At 72.0% G+C, this 24,510-nt stretch carries 19 protein-coding genes and 1 tRNA gene; 18 read left to right on the forward strand and 2 right to left on the reverse strand.

From position 1 onward, the window contains the following. Positions 1–3: 3 nt before the first annotated feature. The 5 genes from ACIRU3_RS26835 to ACIRU3_RS26855 all read left to right on the forward strand — a co-directional run bounded on the left by ACIRU3_RS26835 (position 4) and on the right by ACIRU3_RS26855 (position 2,833). The gene (locus ACIRU3_RS26835; protein WP_404061273.1) at positions 4–849 is read left to right on the forward strand and encodes a type II secretion system F family protein; all 846 of its coding nucleotides are present in this window, start codon (positions 4–6) and stop codon (positions 847–849) included. After that, complete coding sequence (locus ACIRU3_RS26840) at positions 846–1,631, forward strand: type II secretion system F family protein (RefSeq protein ID WP_404060985.1); 786 nt, start codon at positions 846–848, stop codon at positions 1,629–1,631. The genes ACIRU3_RS26835 and ACIRU3_RS26840 overlap by 4 nt, the downstream gene beginning before the upstream one ends. Positions 1,632–1,702: 71 nt before the next feature. Further along, positions 1,703–1,918, forward strand: coding sequence for a DUF4244 domain-containing protein (locus ACIRU3_RS26845; protein WP_404060988.1), 216 nt, complete (start codon positions 1,703–1,705; stop codon positions 1,916–1,918). After that, positions 1,905–2,360, forward strand: a complete 456-nt coding sequence (locus ACIRU3_RS26850) for a TadE family type IV pilus minor pilin (protein ID WP_404060991.1) — start codon at positions 1,905–1,907, stop codon at positions 2,358–2,360. Before ACIRU3_RS26845 ends, ACIRU3_RS26850 begins: the two co-directional genes overlap by 14 nt. After that, positions 2,357–2,833, forward strand: coding sequence for an Rv3654c family TadE-like protein (locus tag ACIRU3_RS26855; protein WP_404060994.1), 477 nt, complete (start codon positions 2,357–2,359; stop codon positions 2,831–2,833). The genes ACIRU3_RS26850 and ACIRU3_RS26855 overlap by 4 nt, the downstream gene beginning before the upstream one ends. Here ACIRU3_RS26855 and ACIRU3_RS26860 read toward each other — a convergent pair. Beyond that, positions 2,772–5,252 (reverse strand): DEAD/DEAH box helicase, encoded by a 2,481-nt coding sequence (locus ACIRU3_RS26860; protein ID WP_404060997.1) that lies wholly within the window; start codon positions 5,250–5,252, stop codon positions 2,772–2,774. The two genes, ACIRU3_RS26855 and ACIRU3_RS26860, sit on opposite strands and share 62 nt — an antisense overlap. Positions 5,253–5,334: 82 nt before the next feature. On the opposite strand from ACIRU3_RS26860, the gene bldG reads away from it, so the two are divergent. The 11 genes from bldG (at position 5,335) to ACIRU3_RS26915 (ending at position 21,692) form a co-directional block, all read left to right on the forward strand. Further along, positions 5,335–5,676 (forward strand): anti-sigma factor antagonist BldG, encoded by a 342-nt coding sequence (gene bldG / locus ACIRU3_RS26865; RefSeq protein WP_010986038.1) that lies wholly within the window; start codon positions 5,335–5,337, stop codon positions 5,674–5,676. Between the two features lie 155 nt (positions 5,677–5,831). Continuing rightward, positions 5,832–6,269 carry an ATP-binding protein gene (locus ACIRU3_RS26870; RefSeq protein WP_404061000.1) on the forward strand — a complete coding sequence of 146 codons (438 nt, stop codon included), beginning with the start codon at positions 5,832–5,834 and terminating at the stop codon, positions 6,267–6,269. A gap of 294 nt (positions 6,270–6,563) precedes the next feature. Next, positions 6,564–8,969, forward strand: a complete 2,406-nt coding sequence (locus ACIRU3_RS26875; RefSeq protein WP_404061002.1) for a sodium-translocating pyrophosphatase — start codon at positions 6,564–6,566, stop codon at positions 8,967–8,969. A 280-nt stretch (positions 8,970–9,249) separates the two neighbouring features. Next, positions 9,250–9,849, forward strand: a complete 600-nt coding sequence (locus ACIRU3_RS26880; protein WP_404061005.1) for a small secreted protein — start codon at positions 9,250–9,252, stop codon at positions 9,847–9,849. A 52-nt stretch (positions 9,850–9,901) separates the two neighbouring features. Continuing rightward, positions 9,902–11,431, forward strand: a complete 1,530-nt coding sequence (locus tag ACIRU3_RS26885; RefSeq protein ID WP_404061007.1) for a methyltransferase — start codon at positions 9,902–9,904, stop codon at positions 11,429–11,431. A gap of 293 nt (positions 11,432–11,724) precedes the next feature. Continuing rightward, positions 11,725–11,922, forward strand: coding sequence for a hypothetical protein (locus ACIRU3_RS26890; RefSeq protein ID WP_404061010.1), 198 nt, complete (start codon positions 11,725–11,727; stop codon positions 11,920–11,922). A gap of 268 nt (positions 11,923–12,190) precedes the next feature. Next, positions 12,191–15,004 (forward strand): type I DNA topoisomerase, encoded by a 2,814-nt coding sequence (gene topA, locus ACIRU3_RS26895; RefSeq protein WP_404061012.1) that lies wholly within the window; start codon positions 12,191–12,193, stop codon positions 15,002–15,004. A gap of 135 nt (positions 15,005–15,139) precedes the next feature. Next, positions 15,140–18,424: a dTMP kinase gene (gene tmk / locus ACIRU3_RS26900; RefSeq protein ID WP_404061014.1), complete on the forward strand. Its 3,285-nt coding sequence runs from the start codon at positions 15,140–15,142 to the stop codon at positions 18,422–18,424. Between the two features lie 156 nt (positions 18,425–18,580). Beyond that, positions 18,581–19,786 (forward strand): DNA polymerase III subunit delta', encoded by a 1,206-nt coding sequence (locus tag ACIRU3_RS26905; protein WP_404061016.1) that lies wholly within the window; start codon positions 18,581–18,583, stop codon positions 19,784–19,786. Positions 19,787–19,882: 96 nt separating this feature from the next. Then, positions 19,883–21,511 (forward strand): alpha/beta hydrolase, encoded by a 1,629-nt coding sequence (locus ACIRU3_RS26910; protein ID WP_404061018.1) that lies wholly within the window; start codon positions 19,883–19,885, stop codon positions 21,509–21,511. 107 nt (positions 21,512–21,618) lie between these two features. Beyond that, positions 21,619–21,692 (forward strand) — tRNA-Thr (locus tag ACIRU3_RS26915). Between the two features lie 193 nt (positions 21,693–21,885). Here ACIRU3_RS26915 and ACIRU3_RS26920 read toward each other — a convergent pair. Then, entirely contained in the window at positions 21,886–22,401 is a 516-nt protein-coding gene (locus ACIRU3_RS26920; protein WP_404061020.1) for a hypothetical protein, read from the reverse strand. A 219-nt stretch (positions 22,402–22,620) separates the two neighbouring features. On the opposite strand from ACIRU3_RS26920, the gene ACIRU3_RS26925 reads away from it, so the two are divergent. Together ACIRU3_RS26925 and ACIRU3_RS26930 are read left to right on the forward strand one after the other, a co-directional pair. After that, positions 22,621–23,055, forward strand: a complete 435-nt coding sequence (locus tag ACIRU3_RS26925) for a DUF6233 domain-containing protein (RefSeq protein WP_404061023.1) — start codon at positions 22,621–22,623, stop codon at positions 23,053–23,055. Between the two features lie 378 nt (positions 23,056–23,433). Continuing rightward, a complete protein-coding gene (locus ACIRU3_RS26930; RefSeq protein ID WP_404061026.1) occupies positions 23,434–24,327 on the forward strand; it encodes a glycosyltransferase family 2 protein in 894 nt (297 codons plus the stop codon). The last annotated feature ends 183 nt before the right edge of the window (positions 24,328–24,510 follow it).

A 24,510-nucleotide genomic window follows, 5' to 3' on the forward strand; every position in this document is an offset into this window, starting at 1 on the left:
TCCATGGGCGCGGCGGTCGCCTGCGTCGGAGCCGCGGTCTTGCTGCTGGGCGGCCGGCACTACGGGGTGCGGCGCGCGAGGCTGCTGCTGGCGGGCGGCGGGGTGGTGGCGACCGGACCGCCCTCCTGGGAGCAGGCCGTCGGCGAACTGCGGCGTCTGCGGGAGAGGTTGGGCGCCGAGTGGTGGTCCCTCGCGGCCGGGCTGCTGCTCGCGCTGCTGGGCGCCTCGCTGATTCCGGTCGTCGCGGGGGCGGCCGGGGTGCCGGTGCTGCGTCGGACGCGGCTTGCCCGCCGGGCCCGGCGGGCCCGGGAAGGACGCGCGGACGCGGTGATCGGCCTGTGCGGGGCGCTCGCCGGCGAGGTGCGTGCGGGACGGCAGCCCGGTGAGGCGCTGCTGCGGGCCGCACGGGACTCCGGCGGGCTGGGGGACGCGCAGGTGGCCGTGGTCGCGGCGGCCCGGTTCGGCGGGGACGCGCCGGGGGCGCTGGCAGTCGCGGCCCGGCAACCCGGGGCCGAGGGGCTGCTGGGGCTCGCCGCCTGCTGGCGGGTGGCCGTGGACCAGGGCGCCGGACTCGCCGCCGGACTCGACCGCCTGGAGGCGGCCCTGCGCGCCGAACGGGACCAGCGTGCCGACCTGCGTGCCCAGTTGGCGGGCGCCCGGGCCACGGCACTGCTGCTCGCCGCGCTGCCCGTCCTCGGGCTGCTGCTCGGCTCGGCGATGGGCGCCGACCCCCTGCGGGTGCTGCTGCACAGCGGGGCGGGACTGGGCTGCCTGGTGGCGGGAGCCGTGTTCGAGGGCGCCGGGATGTGGTGGGCGGCCCGGATCGTACGGGGAGCCGAGGCCGTATGAGCGGGAATGTCGTCCACAGGCTGGGGACGGTCGTGGCCGCGGTGCTGGCTCTCGGCTGGGCCGTCCGGCGGCTGGACATGGCCCGGCGCCGGCGCCGGGCGCGGCGCAGGGTGGCGGAGCTGCTGGCCGTGGAGACGGCCGGGCCCGGGCCGTCCTTCGAGGCCGGGCCCGCGGTGCGGCGGTGGCTGCCCGTTGCCGGGGCGGTGTGCGGTGCGTGGGTGCTGATCGGCGGGGTTGCCGGCGCGGTCGTGGGGTTCGGTCTCGCCGCGGGACTGTGGCGATGGCGGCGCACGCAGGCACGGACGAACCCGGCGGAGGAGATCGACACCGGCCTGGCAGCCCGCCAACTCCCGCTCGCAGCCGATCTGCTGGCGGCCTGCATCGCGGCCGGCGCCGGTCCGGTGATCGCCACGCAGGCGGTGGGGGAGGCCCTCGGCGGACCCGTCGGGGACGCACTGGCGCGGGGCGCGGCGGAGGTCCGGCTCGGTGGTGAACCTGCGGACGCCTGGCGGCGGTTGGCCGCGCTGCCCGGCGCCGGGGCGCTGGCCCGGCTGCTGGAGCGGGCCGACGAGTCGGGCCTGCCCGCGGCGGGGCCCGTCGCCCGTCTCGCCTCGGACGCGCGCTCGGAGTGGGCACGCGAGGCCACGGCCCGGGCCCGCCGGGCGGCCGTGCTGGTCTCCGCACCGGTGGGGCTGTGTTTCCTGCCCGCGTTCATCGCGATCGGCGTGCTGCCCGTGGTGATCGGGCTGGCGGGCGGCGTGGTGGGAGGGGGTGGGGGCTGAAGAGGACCGCGATGGGCGGCAACAGGTGATGCGGACGTCGGACAACAGAGCGGGAGCGAAAGGGGTTTGAGATGCGGAGGTTCAGGATGCGAAAGAGGGCCGTAGGGCTGTGGGCGCGCCTGCGGGAGCGGTGCCGCAGGGATGCGGGCATGGTGACCTCCGAGTATGCGATGGGGATCATCGCGGCGGTCGGGTTCGCGTTGCTGCTCTACGAGGTCGTCACCAGCGGGCAGGTCAAGGCGGAGTTGCAGGCCATCGTGAAGCGAGCCCTCAGTGCGCGGATGTGAACGAGGGGCGGACCGGGGGTTCGTGACCGCGGAGTCGGCCGTGGTGCTGTGCGTGCTGGTGGCGTTCACCATGGCGCTGGTCTGGGGACTGCTCGTGGTGGCGGCGCAGATCCGGTGTGTGGACGCCGCCCGCACGGGGGCCCGCGCAGCCGCCCGGCAGGATCCGGCCGATGCGGTGGTGGAGGTGACCCGGCAGGCGGCACCGCGTGGGGCGCGGGTGACGGTCGGACGGGAGGGTGACCAGGTCCGGGTGACGGTGGTGGCCGAACCGCCCGTGCTGACCGGGCTGCCCTTCGAAGTGCGGGAGGAGGCCGTAGCGGCGGTGGAGGAGGCCGGCGGGGCTGGTTCGGGTCCGGCGGCGGAAGATGCAGGCACGGCGGGGCCGGCGGGGGAGGATGCAGGCACGGCGGGGCCGGGTCCGGCGGGGGAGGCGGGGCCGTGAAGCGCCGCCGACGTGACCTCCGGTGCTCGGACCGCGGGTCCGCCACCATCTGGAGCCTCGGGGCGATCGCCGTGCTGTGCGTGGTCTTCGGTGCCGTGCTCGCCCTCGGGCAGGCCGTCGTCGTCCGTCACCGGGCAGCCGGCGGCGCGGATCTGGCGGCGCTCGCGGCGGCGGACCACTGGGCCGAGGGCGCTTCGGGGGCCTGCGCCCGGGCGGAGCGGGTGGCGGTCGCCCAGGGGGCCCGGTTGGTGCGGTGCGCGATCGTCGGCGAGACCTCGGACGTGACGGCGGCGTCCGGACGGGGGCCGTTCGCGGCGGAGGTCAGGGCCAGAGCGGGGCCTGCGGGGCCGGTGCAGGGGCCGGTGCCGGCCGCGCTCCCGGATCGGGCACATGCCCCGGGCGCCGCACGGCTCAGCCCTCGTCCGGCTTCTCCTCGGGCTTCTCCTCCGGAGCCTGGCGCAACAGCACCGTGAGGAGCCGTACGGCCCCCCTCTTGTGCAACGGATCGTTGCCGTTGCCGCACTTGGGGGACTGGATGCAGGACGGGCAGCCGGACTCGCACTCGCAGGAGGCGATGGCCTCCCGGGTGGCGGCGAGCCAGGCGCGGGCGGTGTGGAAGGCGCGCTCGGCGAAACCCGCTCCGCCGGGGTGGCCGTCGTAGACGAAGACCGTGGGCAGAAGCGTGTCGGGGTGGAGCGGGACCGACACGCCGCCGATGTCCCAGCGGTCGCACGTGGCGAAGAGCGGCAGCATGCCGATCGAGGCGTGCTCGGCGGCGTGCAGGGAGCCGCCGAGGATCTCCGGGTTGATCCGGGCCTCGTCCAACTGGTCCTCGGTGACCGTCCACCACACCGCGCGCGTGCGCAGCGTACGAGGAGGGAGGTCGAGTTTCGTCTCGCCCAGCACTTCACCCGTGATGAGTCGTCTGCGAAGGAAGGAGACCACGTGGTTGGTGACTTCGACGGAGCCGTAGCAGAGGCGGCCGGCGCCCCAGGGCACCTCGACGTCCGTCTCCAGGACGGAGATGGCCGTGGTGTCGCGGGCGACCGTCGAATAGGGCGGGTCGGCCTGTTCGACCAGGGCGACCGAGTCCTCCAGGTCCAGGGAGCGCACCAGGTAGGTGCGGCCCTGGTGCAGGTGCACCGCGCCCTCGTGGACCGTGGAGTGCGAGGCGCCCGCGTCGACCGTGCCGAGCAGGCGGCCCGTGCCCTCCTCGACGACCTGCACCGGCCGTCCGCCGGAGCCCCGGATGTCGGTCAGGTCGGCGGCCCGCTCCCGGCGCGTCCAGTGCCAGGCCCTGGTCCGGCGGCGCAGCAGCTTCGCGGCCTCCAGCTGGGGGAGCAGCTCCGTGCAGGCGGGGCCGAAGAGGTCCAGGTCCTCCTCGGTCAGCGGGATCTCCGCGGCGGCGGCGCACAGATGCGGGGCGAGGACGTAGGGGTTGTCGGGATCGAGGACCGTGGATTCCACCGGTTGGCCGAACAGGGCCTCGGGATGATGGACGAGGAAGGTGTCCAGCGGATCGTCGCGGGCCACCAGGACCGCCAGGGCGCCCTGTCCGGAGCGGCCCGCACGGCCCGCCTGCTGCCACAGGGACGCGCGCGTGCCCGGATATCCGGCGATCACCACCGCGTCCAGGCCAGAGACGTCCACGCCCAGCTCCAGGGCCGTCGTGGCGGCCAGACCGAGGAGCTCGCCGGAGTGCAGGGCGCGTTCCAGGGCGCGGCGCTCCTCGGGCAGGTAGCCGCCGCGGTAGGCCGCGACACGCCGGACCAGGGAGCGGTCGACCTCGGCCAGTCTCTCCTGGGCGATCACCGAGATCAGCTCGGCGCCGCGCCGCGAGCGCACGAAGGCGACCGAGCGGACTCCCTGCACCGTGAGGTCGGTCAGCAGGTCGGCGGTCTCGGCGGTGGCGGTACGCCGTACGGGTGCACCCTTCTCGCCGTGCAGCTCGGTGAGCGGGGGCTCCCAGAGGGCGAAGACCAGTTCTCCGCGCGGGGAGGCGTCGTCGGCGACCTCGGCCACCGGCACGCCGGTCAGCCGGCGGGCGGCGACGGCGGGCTCGGCGGCGGTCGCGGAGGCCAGCAGGAAGACGGGCGAGGCGCCGTAGCGGGCGCACAGGCGGCGCAGCCGGCGCAGCACCTGGGCGACGTGCGAGCCGAACACACCCCGGTAGGTGTGGCACTCGTCGATGACCACGTACTTGAGCGACTTCAGGAAGGAGGACCAGCGGGCGTGGGAGGGCAATATGCCCCGGTGCAGCATGTCGGGGTTGGTCAGGACGTAGTTCGCGTACTGGCGGATCCACTCGCGTTCCTCGAACGGCGTGTCGCCGTCGTACACGGCCGGGCGTACGGCGCTGCCCAACGGTTGTGAAAGTTCCTTCACCGATCGGCACTGGTCCGCCGCAAGCGCCTTGGTGGGCGCGAGGTAGAGGGCGGTGGCGCCACGGCCGTTGGGGGCCTCGGAGCCGTCCAGGAGGGTCGACAGGACCGGCACGAGGTAGGCGAGGGACTTGCCCGAGGCGGTGCCGGTGGCGACCACCACCGAGTCGCCGTCCAGGGCGTGCTCGGCCGCCAGTGCCTGATGGGCCCAGGGGTGCTCGATGCCGCACGCCTGCACGGCCGCGATCACCTCCGAGCGAATTCGATCAGGCCAGACGGCATGCCGACCGGCGCGCGGGGGCACATGCTCCGTATGAGTGATGCGCGCGGAGCGGCTCGGCCCCGAGGCGAGCCGGTCCAGGACCGTGCCCGGAGACGGGCGGGACGCCGGGTCTGCCAGGGGTCGATCGGATCGGTGATTCTTGGCCATTGGCACCGAGTCTGTCACTGGCGTGACGGACAATGGAGCCAAGGCGTCGTGCACGCCTGCCGGTAAGTGATTGAATGCCATCGCGGCTGGCGATGCGTCTTGGGGGCCGCAAGCCGAGGTGTCCCGAGGGGCGACCGCTCGATAGCAAGGTGCTGGAGGATCCGTGGACCTGTCCCTGTCGACCCGTACCGTCGGCGATCGTACGGTCGTCGAGGTCGGTGGCGAAATCGATGTATACACCGCGCCCAAGCTGCGCGAGCAGCTGGTCGAGCTGGTGAACGACGGGAATTTTCACCTCGTCGTAGACATGGAGGGCGTGGACTTCCTCGACTCCACCGGGCTCGGCGTGCTGGTCGGCGGCCTGAAGCGGGTGCGTGCCCATGAGGGCTCGCTGCGCCTGGTCTGCAACCAGGAGCGCATTTTGAAGATCTTCCGCATCACCGGACTCACCAAGGTGTTCCCGATCCACACCTCGGTCGAGGAAGCGGTCGCGGCCACCGACTGACCCCGGGCCGGTCACCGGGTCCGGACCGCACCTCGGTCCGGACGCCGGTCGGCCCCGGCCCGGGCCGGTTCGGCCGGGGCCAGAAGTTCACAGGGGGTGCGGGCTTTCGGCGGCCCCGCCCCCGAACCGCACGCCCGTAGTTGCGAGGGGGATGCATGGCCACCGTCGAACTCCGCTTCAGCGCGCTACCCGAGCACGTCCGGACCGCCCGCTTGGTGGCGGCTGCGGTGGCGCGCAGGGCCGGAGTGGACGAGGCCGCCCTGGACGAGGTCCGGCTCGCCGTGGGCGAGGCCTGTTCCCGTGCCGTCGGACTGCACCAGAGCAGTGGCATCACCGCACCTGTGAAGGTGGCGCTGATCGAGGAGGAGAAACAGTTCTCCATCGAGGTCGGCGACGAGGCTCCGCATGCCGTCCCCGCCGAACGGGTGGCCGGCGGTGCCTCCGCGGACGCGGATGTCGAGGCGGAGGAGGACGAGATGGGCCTCGCGGTCATCAGCGGCCTCGTGGACGACGTGGAGGTCACCACGGGCGAGAACGGCGGGCTGATCCGCATGAGCTGGCCCACCGCTCCGCCGGCCGCCGCGCTCGCCTGAACCCCGTACAGCGCATCGAAGGGCCCTGCTGAGCAGGGCCCTTCGTGCTGTTTCCGGACGCCCCGCGATTTCGTGAAGGAATTCACGATCAATATCCCGATAATTTGATCAAGCATCAATCGGGCCGTCAATGCCTTTGAGGCATTACCTCTTTCGGGCCCCCTCGTGCGACCTCGATCATTTGCTGAAGAGCACAAGAAGGCCAATTCCGCTTACCGCGCCCTGTTTAGATCACGATCGGGTACCTACAATCCGTCCACATCTTGAGCTCAGCCCAAGCGTCAAGGAGGACGAATGGCGGGGCTTTCTACCCCTCATCAGTTGGGCCAACCCACAACCTTCGCAGCCGCAGTTCTGACCGACGACAACCGGATCATCGTGGCGGTGATCGCGGCCGTCGCCCTGGCCGCGCTCGTGGTCGCGGGAGTCCTGGTGCGCCAGGTGCTGGCAGCGGGCGAGGGCACCGAGAGCATGAAACGGATCGCCGAGGCGGTCCAGGAGGGCGCCAAGGCGTATCTGGCACGGCAACTGCGCACGCTCGGCGTATTCGCCGTCGTCGTCTTCTTCCTGCTCCTGCTGCTGCCCGCGGACGACTGGAATCAGCGTGCCGGACGATCGGTGTTCTTCCTGATCGGCGCGGTGTTCTCGGCGGTCACCGGCTATATCGGCATGTGGCTGGCCGTGCGCAGCAATGTGCGGGTCGCCGCGGCGGCCCGGGAAGCAACCCCGGCCCCGGGAGAGCCGGAAAAGGATCTCACCACCGTTTCACACACCGCGATGAAGATCGCATTTCGCACGGGTGGCGTAGTAGGCATGTTCACGGTGGGCCTCGGCCTGCTGGGCGCCTCCTGTGTGGTGCTGGTGTACGCGGCCGACGCGCCGAAGGTGCTCGAGGGCTTCGGCCTCGGCGCCGCCCTGATCGCCATGTTCATGCGTGTGGGCGGCGGCATCTTCACCAAGGCCGCCGACGTCGGCGCCGACCTGGTCGGCAAGGTCGAACAGGGCATTCCGGAGGACGATCCGCGCAATGCCGCGACCATCGCCGACAACGTGGGCGACAACGTCGGCGACTGTGCGGGCATGGCGGCCGACCTGTTCGAGTCGTACGCCGTCACCCTGGTGGCCGCGCTGATCCTCGGCAAGACCGCCTTCGGCGACTCCGGGCTCGCCTTCCCGCTGCTCGTACCCGCCATCGGTGTGATCACGGCCATGATCGGCATCTTCGCGGTCGCCCCGCGGCGGACCGATCGCAGCGGTATGTCGGCGATCAACCGCGGTTTCTTCATCTCCGCGGTGATCTCACTCGTCCTGGTCGCGATCGCGGTCTTCGTCTACCTGCCGTCGACGTACTCCGGCCTCAAGGGTGTCGGTGACGCGGCGATCAAGGCCAAGGACGGCGATCCGCGGGTCCTCGCCCTGGTGGCGGTCGCCATCGGCATTCTGCTGGCGGCTGTGATCCAGCAGCTGACCGGCTACTTCACCGAGACCAACCGGCGCCCGGTCAGGGACATCGGCAAGACCTCCCTCACGGGCCCGGCCACGGTCATCCTCTCCGGCATCTCGCTGGGCCTGGAATCGGCCGTCTACACCGCCCTGCTCATCGGCCTGAGCGTGTACGGCGCGTTCCTGCTCGGCGGTACGTCGATCATGCTGGCGCTGTTCGCGGTGGCGCTGGCCGGCACCGGCCTGCTCACCACGGTCGGCGTGATCGTCGCCATGGACACCTTCGGGCCGGTCTCCGACAACGCCCAGGGCATCGCCGAGATGTCCGGTGACGTCGAGGGCGCGGGCGCGCAGGTGCTCACCAACCTGGACGCGGTCGGCAACACGACCAAGGCCATCACCAAGGGCATCGCCATCGCCACCGCCGTCCTCGCGGCCTCGGCGCTCTTCGGGTCGTACCGGGACGCGATCACCACCAACGTGCAGGAGGTCGGGGCGAGGCTCACCGGGCCGGGCTCGCCGATGAGCCTGTCGTTGGACATCTCGCAGCCCAACAACCTGGTCGGCCTCATCGCCGGCGCCGCGGTCGTCTTCCTCTTCTCCGGACTCGCCATCAACGCCGTGTCGCGCTCGGCCGGTTCGGTGGTGTTCGAGGTACGGCGGCAGTTCCGCGAGCACCCCGGGATCATGGACTACACCGAGAAGCCCGAGTACGGGCGCGTCGTCGACATCTGCACCAAGGACGCCCTGCGGGAGCTGGCCACGCCAGGTCTGCTCGCCGTCATGGCGCCGATCTTCATCGGGTTCACCCTCGGTGTCGGCGCGCTCGGCTCCTATCTGGCGGGCGCCATCGGCACGGGCACACTGATGGCGGTGTTCCTCGCCAACTCCGGTGGCGCCTGGGACAACGCCAAGAAGCTGGTCGAGGACGGTCATCACGGCGGCAAGGGCAGTGACGCCCATGCGGCCACGGTGATCGGCGACACGGTCGGTGACCCCTTCAAGGACACCGCGGGGCCGGCGATCAACCCGCTGCTGAAAGTCATGAACCTCGTCTCCCTGCTCATCGCGCCCGCAGTGATCAAGTTCTCCTACGGCAGCGACAAGAGCATCGGCGTACGGATCGCGATCGCGATCTTCGCGCTCGTGGTGATCGTCGTCTCGGTGTACGTGTCCAAGCGGCGCGGCATCGCGGTCGGTGACGACGAGAGCGCCGAGCGGATCTCCAACTCGGCAGATCCGGCGGTGGTTTCGTAGGCAGTCCCGGTCGGGCCTGCTCAACGGGCGGGCGGGCGGCGCGTACTGACGCGCCGGCCGCCCGCTTTCCGTGTGCGGACCCAACCGCTTTCCGTGTGCGGACCCAACCGCTTTCCGTGTGTGGCCCCTCCGCTCCCGTGTGCGGCCCGTCCACGTCGTGAGCCTTCTCTCGCATGGTGTAAAAAGTCACAAAAGCTGACTTATATGCGTTCGGCATGTGGAGCGCGTCGGTCCGCCGTGTAGATTCCGGGGGCCGAGAGCCATGGAAGGGACCAATCCGGTGAACAAGAAGCTCGCGGCCGCACTGTCCAGCGGTGCGGTACTGGTAGTGGCGCTGTCGGGGTGCAGCAGCAACAAGGACAGCGGACCCGACCCCAAGCTGGTGGCCTGGGCCAAGACGGTGTGCGACGCGGTGCCCGCACAGGACGCGAAGATCCGGGCGGCGAACGCGTCGATCGCCAAGATCGCCACGGACGGCAACCTGCCGCCCAAGACCGCCAAGGAAACGTACTCGCAGGCCTTCCAGGACATGGCCGACGGCTACAAGGCGCTCGCCGCCGCCATCAAGAGCGCCGGGGCGCCTCCCGGGGTGGACGACGGCGCCAAGCGGCAGCAGGACGCGGCCAAGAACCTCAGCGGCCTCGCCACCTCGTACGCCGGCCTGCAGAAGAAGGTCGACGGACTCGACACCAAGGACCAGGGCAAGTTCGCCAAGGGCCTGCACGAGGTCGCCGACGAGACCAAGGAGATCGGCACCCAGAGCAACAGCGGCACGGAGGCGCTGAAGCGGCTGGAGCAGGGCGACGTCAAGGCGGCGATCGCTGAGCAGCCCAGCTGCAAGGTCGCCGCGTCGGCCGCGGCCTCGCCGGCGGCCGGCTGAGCCGGGAGACGGCCCGCGCTGAGGCAGCCTCCGGCGCCCGCCGCGGGCCACAATGGGGGGCGTGACTGACTCCGGCCTCGCCCCCCTGCCCGCCACCGACCGGCCCGACGTCGCGGCACGCCTGCGCGACGCCCTGCTCGCGGCCTCCTTCACCGCCGACGGGCTGCTCGATCTGCTCGGCGCCCCCGCCTACGCGGCGCTGGCCCGCAGCGAGACCGTGCCCGCCCTCCGGGCCACCCGCGGCGACACGCCGCTGGAGACGCTCGTACGGCTCTTCCTGCTCCAGCAACCGGTGCCCCACGCGCGCGTGGCGGCCGTTCTGCCGGCCGAGGAGGCCGTGGAGTGCGGGTGGCTCACGCGTGTGGGCGGCGACGAGGTGGCCGCGACGGTGGACGTACGTCCCTACGGAGGTCCCGGCGGTGAGGACTGGTTCATCGTGTCCGACCTGGGCTGCGCGGTCGGCGGCGCGGGCGGCATCGGACAGCGGAACGAGGGCGTCGTGCTGGGCGTCGGTGGCGCCTCCACCACCCTCGCCGGCATCACCGTCCGTACGCCCGTCGCCTCCGCACTCGACCTCGGCACCGGCTCCGGCATCCAGGCGCTGCACGCCTCCCAGCACGCCACGCGCGTGACGGCCACCGACCTCAACCCGCGCGCGCTGCACATCACGGCTCTCACGCTCGCGCTCTCCGGCGCGCGCGCCGCGGACCTGCGCGAGGGGTCGCTCTTCGAGCCGGTCAAGGAGGGCGAGACGTTCGACCTGATCGTGTCCAACCCGCCCTTCGTGATCTCGCCGGGCGCCCGGCTGACGTACCGCGACGGCGGTATGGGCGGGGACGATCTGTGCCGCTCGCTCGTTCAACAGGCGGGGGAGCGGCTGAACGAGGGCGGGTTCGCGCAGTTCCTCGCCAACTGGCAGCACGTCGCGGGGGAGGACTGGCAGGACCGGCTCAGGTCATGGGTGCCGCGCGGGTGCGATGCCTGGGTCGTGCAGCGCGAGGTGCAGGACGTCACACAGTACGCCGAGCTGTGGCTCAGGGACGCCGGTGACCACCGCGGGGACCCCGCGGAGTACCAGGCCCGGTACGACGCCTGGCTCGACGAGTTCGAGGCGCGCAAGGTCAAGGCGGTCGGCTTCGGATGGATCACCCTGCGCAGGACCGGGGCCGCCGAGCCGTCCGTCACCGTGGAGGAGTGGCCGCACCCGGTCGAACAGCCGCTCGGGGAGGCGATCCGGGCGCACTTCGACCGTCTCGACTACCTGCGGGAGTACGACGACGCGGCCCTGCTCGAAGGTCACTTCAAGTTGGTCGCCGAGGTCGTCCAGGAGCAGGTCGGGCTGCCCGGCGCCGAGGACCCGGAGCACGTGGTGCTGCGCCAGCACCGCGGGATGCGGCGCGCCACGAAGGTGGACACGGTCGGCGCGGGCTTCGCGGGTGTCTGCGACGGCACGCTGAGCGCCGGCCGCATCCTGGACGCCATCGCGCAACTCGTCGGCGAGGACCCGCTGTTGCTGCGCGACCGCACGCCCGCACAGATCCGGCTGCTGGTGGAGCAGGGCTTCCTGGAGCCGGTGGTGTGAGGCGGGGTGCGTGACGCCCTCACGGTCGCCGGGCCGGGTGCCGTGGACACGGGTACCCGGGCCGTCGTACCGCGTCCGGATCGACGTCGTATGCCGGTGGCACGGGCCAGGACGCGCCCATGCCGGCAAAACGGCCGGAAAATACCTGCGCCGGGCCGAGCCGGCCCTGTTCGGGTGATCGTTCGGCGGGGTGTCGACCTTGCGTTCACCCCGATGTCGCCCGCCCGTCTCCCGCGCGTGCCACCCTCCCCGCGCTGGGTACGGGCGGACGGCACGGAAGGGGCGGACGGGGCATGGAGAGCGGGCCGGCGATCTTCGCGGGAGTGGTGTTCGCCCTGTTCGGGGGCGCCCTGCTGGTATGGACCGGCACCCGGGTGCGGCGGAACGAGCCGGTCGCCCACGGTGTGAGTCCGGTCGCATCGGCCACCCTCGCCGGCGCCGTCGGCGTCATCGCGCTCGGCCTGGGCGCTTACTGCCTCAGCCGCCTCTGACGTCGGCGCCCGTACTGCCGTACGGGTAATCACAGGTAATTGGAGCGTCACGCTCCGGACAGGGGACAAGGGGTCGCCGAACACTCCGGGCGGCAGGAATGCCGGTAGTCGGGTTACCGTTCGAGTGGCCGTTGTGGGCTTTTCCCGTTTGACACGGGGGCGGGATGTACCGTCACACTCCGCAGCGTCACACGAGCCAGAAGCACGCCGCGAACCCCGGGACACAGGCCTGGGGAGGCCCCAGCGTCGACCGGAGAGAAGAGCGAAGTTGTCCCCGACCAGCGAGACCGCACAGGGCGGCCGCCGACTCGTCATCGTCGAGTCGCCTGCCAAGGCGAAGACGATCAAGGGCTACCTGGGCCCCGGCTACGTAGTCGAAGCGAGCGTCGGGCACATCCGCGACCTTCCCAACGGCGCCGCGGAGGTGCCGGAGAAGTACACCGGCGAGGTACGCCGTCTCGGCGTGGACGTCGAACACGACTTCGAGCCGATCTATGTCGTCAACGCCGACAAGAAGGCCCAGGTCAAGAAGCTCAAGGACCTGCTGAAGGACTCCGACGAGCTCTTCCTCGCCACCGATGAGGACCGCGAGGGCGAGGCCATCGCGTGGCACCTCATGGAGGTCCTGAAGCCCAAGGTCCCGGTCAAGCGGATGGTCTTCCACGAGATCACCAAGGACGCGATCCGCGAGGCCGTCGCCAACCCGCGCGACCTGAACCAGCGCATGGTCGACGCCCAGGAGACCCGCCGCATCCTCGACCGTCTCTACGGCTACGAGGTCTCGCCGGTCCTGTGGAAGAAGGTCATGCCGCGCCTGTCGGCCGGCCGTGTCCAGTCGGTCGCGACCCGGCTCGTGGTGGAGCGGGAACGCGAGCGCATCGCTTTCCGTTCTGCTGAGTACTGGGACCTGACGGGCACCTTCGCGACCGGCCGCGCGGGGGATTCCTCGGACCCGTCGTCGCTGGTCGCCCGCCTGCAGACCGTCGACGGGAGGCGGGTCGCGCAGGGCCGCGACTTCGACTCCGTCGGACAGCTGAAGAGCGAGAACACCCTCCATCTCGACGAGGCGAACGCCCGCGCCCTCGCCGCCGCACTGGAGAGCACCCGCTTCTCCGTGCGCTCCGTCGAGTCCAAGCCGTACCGCCGCTCGCCGTACGCCCCGTTCCGTACGACGACGCTGCAGCAGGAGGCCAGCCGCAAGCTCGGCTTCGGCGCGAAGGCGACCATGCAGGTCGCGCAGAAGCTGTACGAGAACGGCTACATCACGTACATGCGTACGGACTCCACGACGCTGAGCGACACCGCGATCGCGGCCGCCCGCGCCCAGGTCACGCAGCTGTACGGCGCCGACTACCTGCCCCCGCAGCCGCGCACCTACGCCGCCAAGGTCAAGAACGCCCAGGAGGCGCACGAGGCGATCCGCCCCTCGGGTGATCGTTTCCGCACCCCGGCGGAGACCGGCCTGACCGGCGACCAGTTCAAGCTCTACGAGCTGATCTGGAAGCGGACCGTCGCCTCCCAGATGAAGGACGCGACCGGGAACAGCGTGACCGTGAAGATCGGCGGCACCGCCGCCGACGGCCGGAACGTCGAGTTCAGCGCCTCCGGCAAGACGATCACCTTCCACGGCTTCCTGAAGGCCTACGTCGAGGGCGCCGACGACCCGAACGCCGAGCTGGACGACCGCGAGCGCCGGCTGCCGCAGGTCGGCGAGGGCGACCCGCTGTCGGCCGAGGAGATCACGGTCGACGGCCACGCCACCAAGCCCCCGGCCCGCTACACCGAGGCCTCCCTGGTCAAGGAGCTGGAAGAGCGCGAGATCGGCCGCCCGTCGACCTACGCCTCGATCATCGGCACCATCCTCGACCGCGGCTATGTGTTCAAGAAGGGCACGGCCCTGGTGCCGTCCTTCCTGTCCTTCGCCGTGGTCAACCTCCTGGAGAAGCACTTCGGTCGGCTCGTCGACTACGACTTCACCGCCAGGATGGAGGACGACCTCGACCGCATCGCCCGCGGCGAGGCGCAGGCCGTGCCGTGGCTGAAGCGCTTCTACTTCGGCGAGGGCACGGTCGCGGGTGCGGCCGCCGACGCCGGCAACGGCGACGGGGACCACCTCGGCGGCCTCAAGGAACTGGTGACCGACCTGGGCGCGATCGACGCGCGCGAGGTGTCCTCGTTCCCGGTGGGCAACGACATCGTGCTCCGCGTCGGCCGCTACGGCCCGTACATCGAGCGCGGCGAGAAGGACTCCGAGGGCCACCAGCGCGCGGACATCCCCGACGACCTCGCGCCGGACGAGCTGTCCGTCGAGCTTGCCGAGGAGTACCTGGCCAAGCCGAGCGGCGACTTCGAGCTGGGCAACGACCCGCAGACCGGGCACGCGATCGTCGCCAAGGACGGCCGCTACGGCCCGTACGTCACGGAGGTCCTCCCCGAGGGCACCCCGAAGACGGGCAAGAACGCGGTCAAGCCGCGCACGGCCTCCCTCTTCAAGTCGATGTCGCTGGACACGGTGACCCTCGAGGACGCGCTCAAGCTGATGTCGCTGCCGCGTGTCGTCGGCACCGACGCCGACGGTGTGGAGATCACCGCGCAGAACGGCCGCTACGGCCCGTACCTGAAGAAGGGCACGGACTCGCGCTCGCTGCAGTCCGAGGACCAGCTCTTCACGATCACGCTGGAGGAGGCGCAGGCGATCTACGCCCAGCCGAAGCAGCGCGGACGGGCCGCCGCCAAGCCGCCGCTGAAGGAGCTGGGCGAGGACCCGGTCTCCGCCAAGCCGGTCGTGGTCAAGGACGGCCGCTTCGGTCCCTACGTCACCGACGGCGAGACCAACGCGACCCTCCGCTCCGGCGACAGTGTGGAAACGATCACTCCGGAGCGCGGCTTCGAACTGCTCGCCGAGAAGCGGGCGAAGGCGCCCGCCAAGAAGACGGCGAAGAAGGCCACGGCCAAGAAGGCCGCTCCGGCGAAGAAGGCCGCGGCCAAGAAGACGGCGGCGAAGAAGACGACCGCGGCCGCGAAGACCACGGCGAAGAAGACGACGGCCAAGAAGACGACGGCTCCCGCAGCGGAGGACTGACGCTCCGTCGGAGCGGCGCCCGCCGCGCCATTCCGGTTTCGCGAGACGAACGCCCCGGCATCACTTTGGTGTCGGGGCGTGCGCACGCCCGGACGGCCTGGGTGTGGTGTCGGTGGCTGCGGATAGGCTGAACGCATGACGCGAGCCGAGCAGCCAACGGCCCCCACCACAGCACCGGACGACACCCTGGTCGCGGACTCCCGCGAGCGAGCTGTCCGCTCCCTGCTGCGCCGACCACAGTTGAGGCGCCTGTGGAGCGCGCAGCTCGTGAGTGGCGTCGGTGACGCCCTCGCGCTGCTCGTGCTGATCGTCCTCGTCCTGCAGGCGGCCATCTCCGAGGGCTCCTTCGGCGGCGGCTACCGCGGCGTGGGGTTCGCAGTGGCGACCGTTTTCGCCGCGCGCATCGTCGCCGCCCTGCTGTTCGGCGCGGTCCTCCTGGGCCCGCTGACCACGCTCACCGCCCAGGAGGGCCCGCTCGACCGCCGCTGGACCATGGTCGGCGCCGACGGACTGCGGGCCGCGATGCTGATCGTCGCGCCCCTGTGGATCGACTGGACCCCGGACAACGCACTCGCCGTCCTGCTGGTCACCGTCTTCGTCACCGGCGTCGCCGAGCGGCTGTGGACGGTGTGCCGGGAGAGCGCGGCCCCCGCCCTGCTGCCCGCCCCGCCGCCGGAGGGGGCGACGGTACGGCCGCTCCCGGACCATCTGGACGCCCTGCGCCGTCTCGCACTGCGCACCAGCTTCCTCGCGGTTCCGCTGGCGGCCGCCGCCCTGGTCGTCGCCGCCCTGCTCAACACCCTGCTCGGCACCGGAGTGGCCTGGTTCGACCAGCACCAGGCGGCCCTCGGGTCGTATGTGGCAGCAGGTCTGTTCGCCGCGTCCCTGTCCGTGCTGACCTTCCTGGAGCTGCCCGACACGCGCACTCCGCGCCCGCGGTCCCCGCTGGAGGGACTGCGTCGCCCGCGCACCGGCACGGGCGTCGACAAGGGCCGTACGGGCGCCATTCCGCTGCTCGTCCCGGCCTGCGCCGCCGTGGCCGGAGCGATCGCCGCCGCGGTCGCGGTGTGCGTGCTGCACGCCACCGACCTGGGCGGCGGCCCGGTCCTCTACGGCCTGCTCGTGCTGGGCCTGACCGGCGGCGTCGCCGTCGGCATCCGTACAGCGCCCTCGGTGCTGCCCTCGCTCTCGCGCCGCCGGCTGCTCGCCCTGGCGATCGCCTTCACCGGCATCGCCCTGCTGGCCGCCGGGCTCGTCCCGGACGTCACCACGGTGCTGCTGATCGTCACGCTGGCCGGCATCGGCGCGGGCGTGGCCGCCAACACCGGGCATGCGCTGCTCGACCAGGAGACCGAGGAGTACCGCAGGGCCCGCGCCACCGAGCACCTGCACGCGGTCGTACGTGTCGTCATAGCGCTCGGCGCCCTGATCGCGCCCCTGGTCGCGGCCCTGATCGGCCCGCACCGGATGGAGAACGGCAAGTTCGTCTTCGAGCACGGCGGCGCCGCCTTCACGCTGATGCTGGTCGGCGCGCTGCTGCTGCCGGTGGCCGCGCTGGTGCTCGCCAAGGTCGACGACCGCTCGGGCGTCCCGCTGCGGCAGGACCTCAAGGACGCGCTGCTGGGCGGCGACGACCCGGTCACGGCACCGGCGGCGAACGGATTCTTCATCGCCCTGGAGGGCGGCGACGGCGCCGGCAAGTCCACCCAGGCCGAGGCGCTCGCGGAGTGGATCCGTGCCAAGGGCCACGAGGTCGTGCTCACCCGCGAGCCGGGGGCCACCCCCGTGGGCAAGCGGCTGCGCTCGATCCTGCTTGACGTGTCCTCGGCGGGCCTGTCGCACCGCGCGGAGGCGCTGCTGTACGCGGCCGACCGCGCCGAGCACGTCGACACCGTCGTACGGCCCGCCCTGGAGCGCGGCGCGGTCGTCATCTCGGACCGGTACATCGACTCGTCCGTGGCCTACCAGGGCGCGGGCCGCGACCTGTCCCCGACCGAGATCGCCCGCATCAGCCGCTGGGCCACCAACGGGCTCGTCCCGCACCTCACCGTCCTGCTGGACGTCTCGCCCGAGCTTGCCCGCGAGCGGTTCACGGAGGCGCCGGACCGGCTGGAGTCGGAGCCGGCCGAGTTCCACGCGCGGGTGCGGGCCGGTTTCCTCACGCTCGCCGCCTCTGATCCCGGCCGCTATCTGGTCGTGGACGCCGGGCAGGAGCCCGAGTCCGTCACCACCGTGATCCGGCGCCGGCTCGACACCGTGCTGCCGCTGTCCGAGGCCGAGATCAAGGCCCAGGAGGAGGCGCGGAGGAAGGCCGAGGAGGAGCGCCTGGAGCGTGAGCGCCAGGAGCAGCTCGCCAAGCTGCGCGCCGAGGAGGAGGAGCGCAAGCGCCGCGAGCTGGAGGAGGCGCAGCGCCGCGAGGCCGAGCGGCAGGCGGAGGAGGCCCGGCAGCGGGCCGAGGAAGCCCGGCGCCGGGCGGAGGAGGAGCGACAGCGACTCCTCGCGGAGGAGAAGGCCCGCGCCGAGGAGGAGGCCCGCCGCAGGGCCGAGGAGGAGCAGCGGCGCAAGCAGGCCGAGGAGGAGGCCCGGCTGCGCGCCGAGGAAGAGGCACGACAGGCCCGGCTGCGCGCCGAGGAGGATGCGCGACGCCTGGAGAAGCAGCGCAAGGCCGAGGAGGCCCTGCTGCGCGCCGAGGAGGCCCGCCGCCAGGCGGCCGAGGCCGCGGCTGCGGCCGACGCGGCGGCACTGCGGCCCAGCACCCCGCAGCCGACGGTGCCGGGCCTGGCACCGGACGCGGTGACCGTGCCGACGCCGGTGGTCTCGCCGGGTGCGGACGGGACTGTGCCGACGCCGGCCGATTCCCGGGGTGCCGAGGAGACGACGGTGCTGCGGCCGGTGCGGGAGGAGCGGGGCGGCGACGCACTGCGGGCCGGGCCCGGCCCCGAATCCGAGGTGACGGCAGAGCTGCCGCAGCCGCCGGTCGCCCCCGGCGCGGTGGACGAGACGGCGGTGCTTCCGCCCGTCCCGGCCCGCGACAGGGCCGTACGTCCACCGGTGGCCCCGGGCGCGGCGGACGAGACGGCAGTGCTTCCGCCTGTGACCCCGGGCGCGGTGGACGAGACCGCCGTACTGCGGCCCGTACGCGGTGACGCCCCGGCGGACCGGATGCCGCCCGGTCTCTTCCGGGACGAGCGGCCCGCGGCGGGGCCCGACGGCTCCGAGCCGCGTACGCGCGAGATGCCCCAGGTCGACGCCGACGGCACGCCCCGCCGTCGGCCGCGCTCGGACTGGGCCGAGGAGACCCCGCTGGACGACCTGCCGACCCTGGCGGACGAGCTGCTGGGGTCGTACGACGAGCAGGAGTACGGGGAGCCCGGCGAGGACCCGGGCCGCCAGGGCCGGGGTCGCGGTCGCCGCGGCTGAGCGAGGACATGGGGCGGCGCCCGTCGGAGATCCGACGGGCGCCGCTCTTCGTCGACAAGCGCCGCTCTTCGCTGACGGGCGGCGGCCTTCGTTGTCAGTGGCCACCCGCACAATGGACACCGGAACGCGCAGTGCGACGGAAGGGCGGCGTGACCCGTGACCGTGTGGGACGACCTCGTCGGGCAGGAGAAGGTGGGCGCGGTGCTCGACGCCGCCGCGCGGGACGCCGACGCCCTCGTCACGGCCGCCGCAGCGGGCCGGCCGCTGCCGGAGGCGTCGAAGATGACCCATGCCTGGCTGTTCACGGGCCCGCCCGGAGCGGGCCGGAACCGGGCGGCGCGGGCCTTCGCCGCGGCCCTGCAGTGCGTGAGCCCCGACCGCGCCCTCGGCGGATCCCCCGGCTGCGGCTTCTGCGACGGCTGTCACACCGCGCTGCTCGGCACGCACGCGGACGTCACCACGGTCGCCGCCGTCGGAGCCGAGATCCTGGTGAAGGACATGCGGGACACGGTCCGCAAGTCGTTCACCGCGCCGGCGAACGGCCGCTGGCAGATCATCCTCGTCGAGGACGCCGAGCGGCTGAACGAGAAGTCGGCGAACGCCGTCCTCAAGGCCGTCGAGGAGCCCGCCCCGCGTACGGTCTGGCTGCTGTGCGCCCCCTCGATCGAGGACGTCCTGCCCACGATCCGCTCCCGCTGCCGCCATCTGAACCTGCGCACGCCCTCGGTCGACGCGGTCGCCGACATGCTCGTACGCCGGGACGGCATCGAACCCGCGGTCGCCGCGGCCGCCGCCCGCGCCACCCAGGGCCATGTCGACCGGGCCCGCCGCCTGGCCACCGACCCGGCGGCCCGCGAGCGCCGAGCCGCGGTCCTCAAGCTGCCCCTGCGCCTGGACGAGGTGGGCGCCTGCCTCAGGGCGGCCCAGGAACTGGTCGACGCGGCCGCCGAGGACGCCAAGCAGCTCGCCGAGGAGATGGACGGCAAGGAGACCGAGGAGCTGAAGGCGGCACTGGGCGCGGCCCAGGGCGGCCGGCTGCCGCGCGGTACGGCCGGCGTGATGAAGGACCTCGAGGACATGCAGAAGCGCCGCAGAACCCGTACGCAGCGCGACAGCCTGGACGTCGCCCTCGGTGACCTCACCGGCTTCTACCGCGACGTCCTCGCCCTCCAGCTCGGCTCACAGGTCGCGATCGCCAACGGAGACGCCGAGGACGCCCTGGGGCGGCTGGCCCACGGCAGCAGCCCGGAGTCCACGCTCCGCCGCATCGAGGCGATCGCCGCCTGCCGGGAGGCCCTTGACCGGAATGTGGCTCCGCTGCTGGCGGTGGAGGCGATGACGATGGCACTGCGGGCGGGGTGAGCCGGGCGTACGGTGGTTGACGGACCGCGTCCCTCGTACGAGGCGTCGGTCCGCACGTACCGCACCCATTCTGTTGCTCAGCGTTACGCTCGCCTGATGCAGACCTGGTCATCCCCCCGCCGGAACCCCCGGACCCGGACCGGAACTCGGACCCGAAACCGGACCCGGGCGACGGTGCGCGTCACGGACACCCTTCTTGCGGCCGCCGCGCTGCTCGTGTCCGCCTGTTCCCCCGGGAACTCGACCACGCCGTCCGGCGACACCGCGCAGGCGGCGCTGGTCGCGCTGCCGCGTGCCACGCCCTCGGCGCTGTCGCCGTACTACACCCAGAAGCTGCACTGGCGCAGCTGCGGTGTCCCCGGTTTCCAGTGCGCCACGATGAAGGCGCCGCTGGATTACGCCATGCCCGGCTCGGGTGACGTCCGGCTCGCCGTCGCCCGCAAGAAGGCCACCGGCAAGGCCAAGCCGCTCGGCTCACTGCTGGTCAACCCGGGCGGACCGGGCGGCTCGGCGATCGACTACCTCCAGAGCTACGCGGGCGTCGGCTATCCCGCCGGGGTCCGCGCCCGGTACGACATGGTCGCGATGGATCCACGGGGCGTCGCCCGCAGCGAGCCCGTCGAATGCCTGGGCCGTCGCCAGATGGACACCTATACGCAGACGGACAGCACACCCGACGACCAGAAGGAGACGAATGCGCTGGTCGGCGCGTACGAGAAGTTCGCGGAGAGCTGCGGGGAGCACTCGGCGCGGCTGCTGCGGCACGTGTCCACCGTCGAGGCGGCGCGGGACATGGACATCCTGCGGGCGGTGCTCGGCGATTCCAGGCTGAACTATGTGGGGGCGTCGTACGGCACCTTCCTCGGGGCGACGTACGCCGGGCTGTTCCCGGGCCGGGTGGGCCGCCTGGTGCTGGACGGGGCGATGGACCCCTCCCTCGACGCCCGCAGGCTCAACCTGGACCAGACGGCGGGCTTCGAAACGGCGTTCCAGGCGTTCGCGAAGGACTGTGTACGGCAGCCCGACTGCCCGCTCGGCGGCAAGGGCACGACGCCCGCGCAGGTCGGCGAGCACCTCCAGGCCTTCTTCCGCAAGCTGGACGCCCACCCCGTCCCGGCGGGCGGCGCCGAGCACCGCAAGCTCGGCGAGTCGCTGGCCACCACCGGGGTGATCGCGGCGATGTACGACCAGGGGACCTGGGAGCAGCTGCGCGACGCGCTGACCTCGGCGATGAAGAAGAACGACGGCGCGGGCCTGCTCGCCCTCTCCGACAGTTACTTCGAACGCGACTCGGATGGCCACTACAGCAATCTGATGATGGCCAACGCCGCCGTGAACTGCCTCGACCTGCCGCCCGCCTTCGCCGGCCCCGAGCAGGTGGAGAAGGCTCTGCCGGAGTTCGAGAAGGCGTCCCCGGTCTTCGGCAAGGGCCTGGCCTGGGCCTCGCTGAACTGCGCGTACTGGCCGGTGAAGGCGACGGGCGAGCCGCACCGCATCGAGGCGAAGGGTGCGGCACCCATCGTCGTGGTCGGCACCACCCGTGACCCGGCGACCCCCTACCCCTGGGCGAGGTCCCTCGCCCGCCAACTCTCCTCGGGCCGGTTGCTGACCTACGTCGGAGACGGCCACACCGCCTATGGGCGCGGCAGTACCTGCATCGACTCGGCGATCGACACGTACCTCCTCCACGGAACCCCTCCGGCGGAGGGAAAACGCTGCTCATAGCCCTGATGGCGCGGTGGCTCGGGGTGCTCCGGGGGGTGGTACGGAGCACCTCCGGAAACTGTGTAGACTTACCGACGTTGCTGATCGCACCATAGTGCGGACGGCGTGCCGCCTTAGCTCAGATGGCCAGAGCAACGCACTCGTAATGCGTAGGTCTCGGGTTCGAATCCCGAAGGCGGCTCTTCTGAAACCCCGGATCGGATCTTCTCCGACCTGGGGTTTTCTCGTTCAGTACATACGGCGGCGACGCCGGGTGCGGTCCGCGCGGGTGTCCGTGGGCAGTTCTGGTCCCAGTTGTCGGCCCCGGGCCGGACATGAGGCGGTCGCCCGTGCGGCGCATCGCGTCCTTCGGCAGGTGGGAGCGTCCTTCCGCCCTAGAGGTACTTGATCGATCCGTCCTTTTGCACGCCGGCCCCTGCCACTGGATCGAGCAACGCCGCCGCGGCGGCCACCCAGTCGATGAGGTTCCCGGGGGCGCCGTAGCTGCGTGAGTGAATGTCGGCGGTGACGAAGACGTTGTCGCGAATGCCCTGGAACCAGGGGTTGAGGAATCTCCGTTTCTGATGGAGCCGCGCCCAGGGGTAGACCAGGCCACTGCTGGTGACCGCCTTCGGGCCCCCGACCTCGTACTTGATGGACACAACAACTACGCAGACCTCGTCAGTACGAGTCAGCTTGGTGTTGGCCATGGGTTCTGCAGGGTCGTAACGGCGGAACACAGGGGCGCCATGGTCACGGGCGAAGGCAAAGAACTCCCGGGCACGCGCACGCAAGCGCGCAAGCTCTTGCTCCGCGGCACGCTGCGCCTCGGCGCGCTGTGCGGCTGCGGCCTCGGCCTCCCTCCTCAGCCGGCGTGCATGAGCAGCGGCAGCATCTTCCAGATCAGACATGCCTACCCTCCGAATGCGTCTCGTTGCTCAGTGAAGCAGCCATGACAGTCCGGGGAACACCCCACGCGGCGCGATCCAACGCCTCGACCGGCCTCCGCCGACCGGGCAAGGCGCTCCGTAGCCGACCGGAACGGCCGGGCAGCCCGACCCGGAGTCCGATGGCACAGGACACACGCCTCAGGGATTGCAGGTGCCCCCGTCCCCCCTAGAATCGAACATGTGTCTGAGCTGCCGCCTGATCCGACTCGCCTGAGAGCGATCCTGGCGTACCTCGACAGCCGGGTCGCCGACAACGAGACCGTCGGCGTCTATCTGCGGCTCCAGCGCGAAGCCGCCCGCGAGGCCCTCGCTGCCGCCGAACGGCAAGCCGCGTCCTCGCCGCAGCGGCGATCCCGGCCACGGCGTCCAGTGCCACCCCTCGCCACCCAACCCGACTCCGGTGAGCCCCGGGCGACCGGATTCGTCGTCGAGCCGAAAAAGCATCCGAAGCACCCCCAGCCCGCGCTCTACCACCTGGCCGACTGCGCCATGCCCCGACGCAAGACGTCACGCGTCACACCGGACCAGATCCGCATCGCGCTCCGCGATCCCCTCGGCTACCTCGCGCCGTGCGAGGTCTGCGCGCCGGACAAAAGGCTTGAACAGGCCGACTAGGCGCTGCGCGGCGGCCGCGGTTGCCTGCCGCTGCTTGCGGTGCCGGTTCCGGACGGCGACGGTGTCGTCGACCAGGGCCCAGGTCGACGGGCCGGCGACCGTGGGACGAGCACTGTGCCCGCGCCCCGGACGGCCGCTCGTGGCCGGGGATCAGCCTGCGCCCACGCCCCTTTCCGGCCGCTTGTCCAGCGGGGCCTTGGTCAGGCCGGCGCCGAGGTTCCTGTGGCGCAGAGAAATGTGTGGACAAAACCGCAGCAAAGGCGCAGCAAAGTGAATCGGCGTCTGGTGAACCGGCGCACCTGAGGCAACATCTTGGTGAACGGTGGGCGCCGTGCGGTCAGGACGCCGGTGCCGCCGTCGGCCGGATGGGGTGAGGACGTGGTGGAGCCGAGGATCGCCGTCGCCGTGGTGACCATGGGCAACCGGCCCGCCGAAGTCGACGCCCTGCTGGAGTCCGTGGCCAAGCAGGGCGTCGCCCCCGCCCGCATCGTGATCGTCGGCAACGGCTGCCGGCTGCCCGAGTTCGCCCGGCGGCTCTGCCTGCCGGGCGAGGTCACCACCATCGACGTCGAGGACAACCTCGGCTGCCCGGGCGGGCGGAACATCGCCCTGGCCCGGCTGCGCGAGTACGGCGATGTCGACGTGGTCGTGGAACTGGACGACGACGGGCTGCTCGTCGACGCCGACGTGCTGCGCCGGGTGCGCGAGCTGTACGCGGCCGACCCCCGCCTCGGCATCGTCGGCTTCCGCATCGCCGACGAGCACGGCGAGACCCAGCAGCGGCACGTGCCCCGGGTCGGCAAGTCCGACCCCCTGCGCGGCGGATATGTCACCGGGTTCCTCGGCGGCGGGCATGCCCTTCGGACGGCGATGCTGGCCGAGACCGGGGACTGGCCCGCCGAGTTCTTCTTCGCGCACGAGGAGACCGACCTCGCCTGGAGGGCCGCCGACGCCGACTGGAAGATTCTCTACGCCCCCGAGCTGCTCCTGCAACACCCCAAGACCTCGCCGGCCCGGCATGCCATCTACTACCGCGTCAACGCCCGCAACCGGGTCTGGCTGGTCCGGCGCCGGCTGCCCGTGCCGCTCATCCCCGTGCATCTCGGGGCGTGGCTGCTGCTCACCCTCGCCCGCACCCGCTCCGCGGCCGGGCTGCGCGCCTGGTTCGGCGGATTCATGGAAGGGCTGCGGGAGCCGGCCGGCGAGCGGCGGCCCATGCGCTGGCGGACGGTGTGGCGGCTCACCCGGCTCGGGCGCCCGCCCGTCGTCTGAGCGAAGGACGCGACAGGTACGGGACAGGGCCCCGGTCGTTCACCTCCGCCGACCGGGACCCCTGTGCGTCCCCGGACCAGGCCTGCGGCGACACTCCCCCGAGTTACGCGACTTGCCGCGCGCGCCGTCGGGCCGGATCCGATGGAAAGATCACATCAGGGCCCACCAACGGATCGCTAACAT

The sequence above is a fragment of the Streptomyces sp. NPDC101151 genome, from assembly GCF_044768335.1.
Taxonomy (GTDB): domain Bacteria; phylum Actinomycetota; class Actinomycetes; order Streptomycetales; family Streptomycetaceae; genus Streptomyces.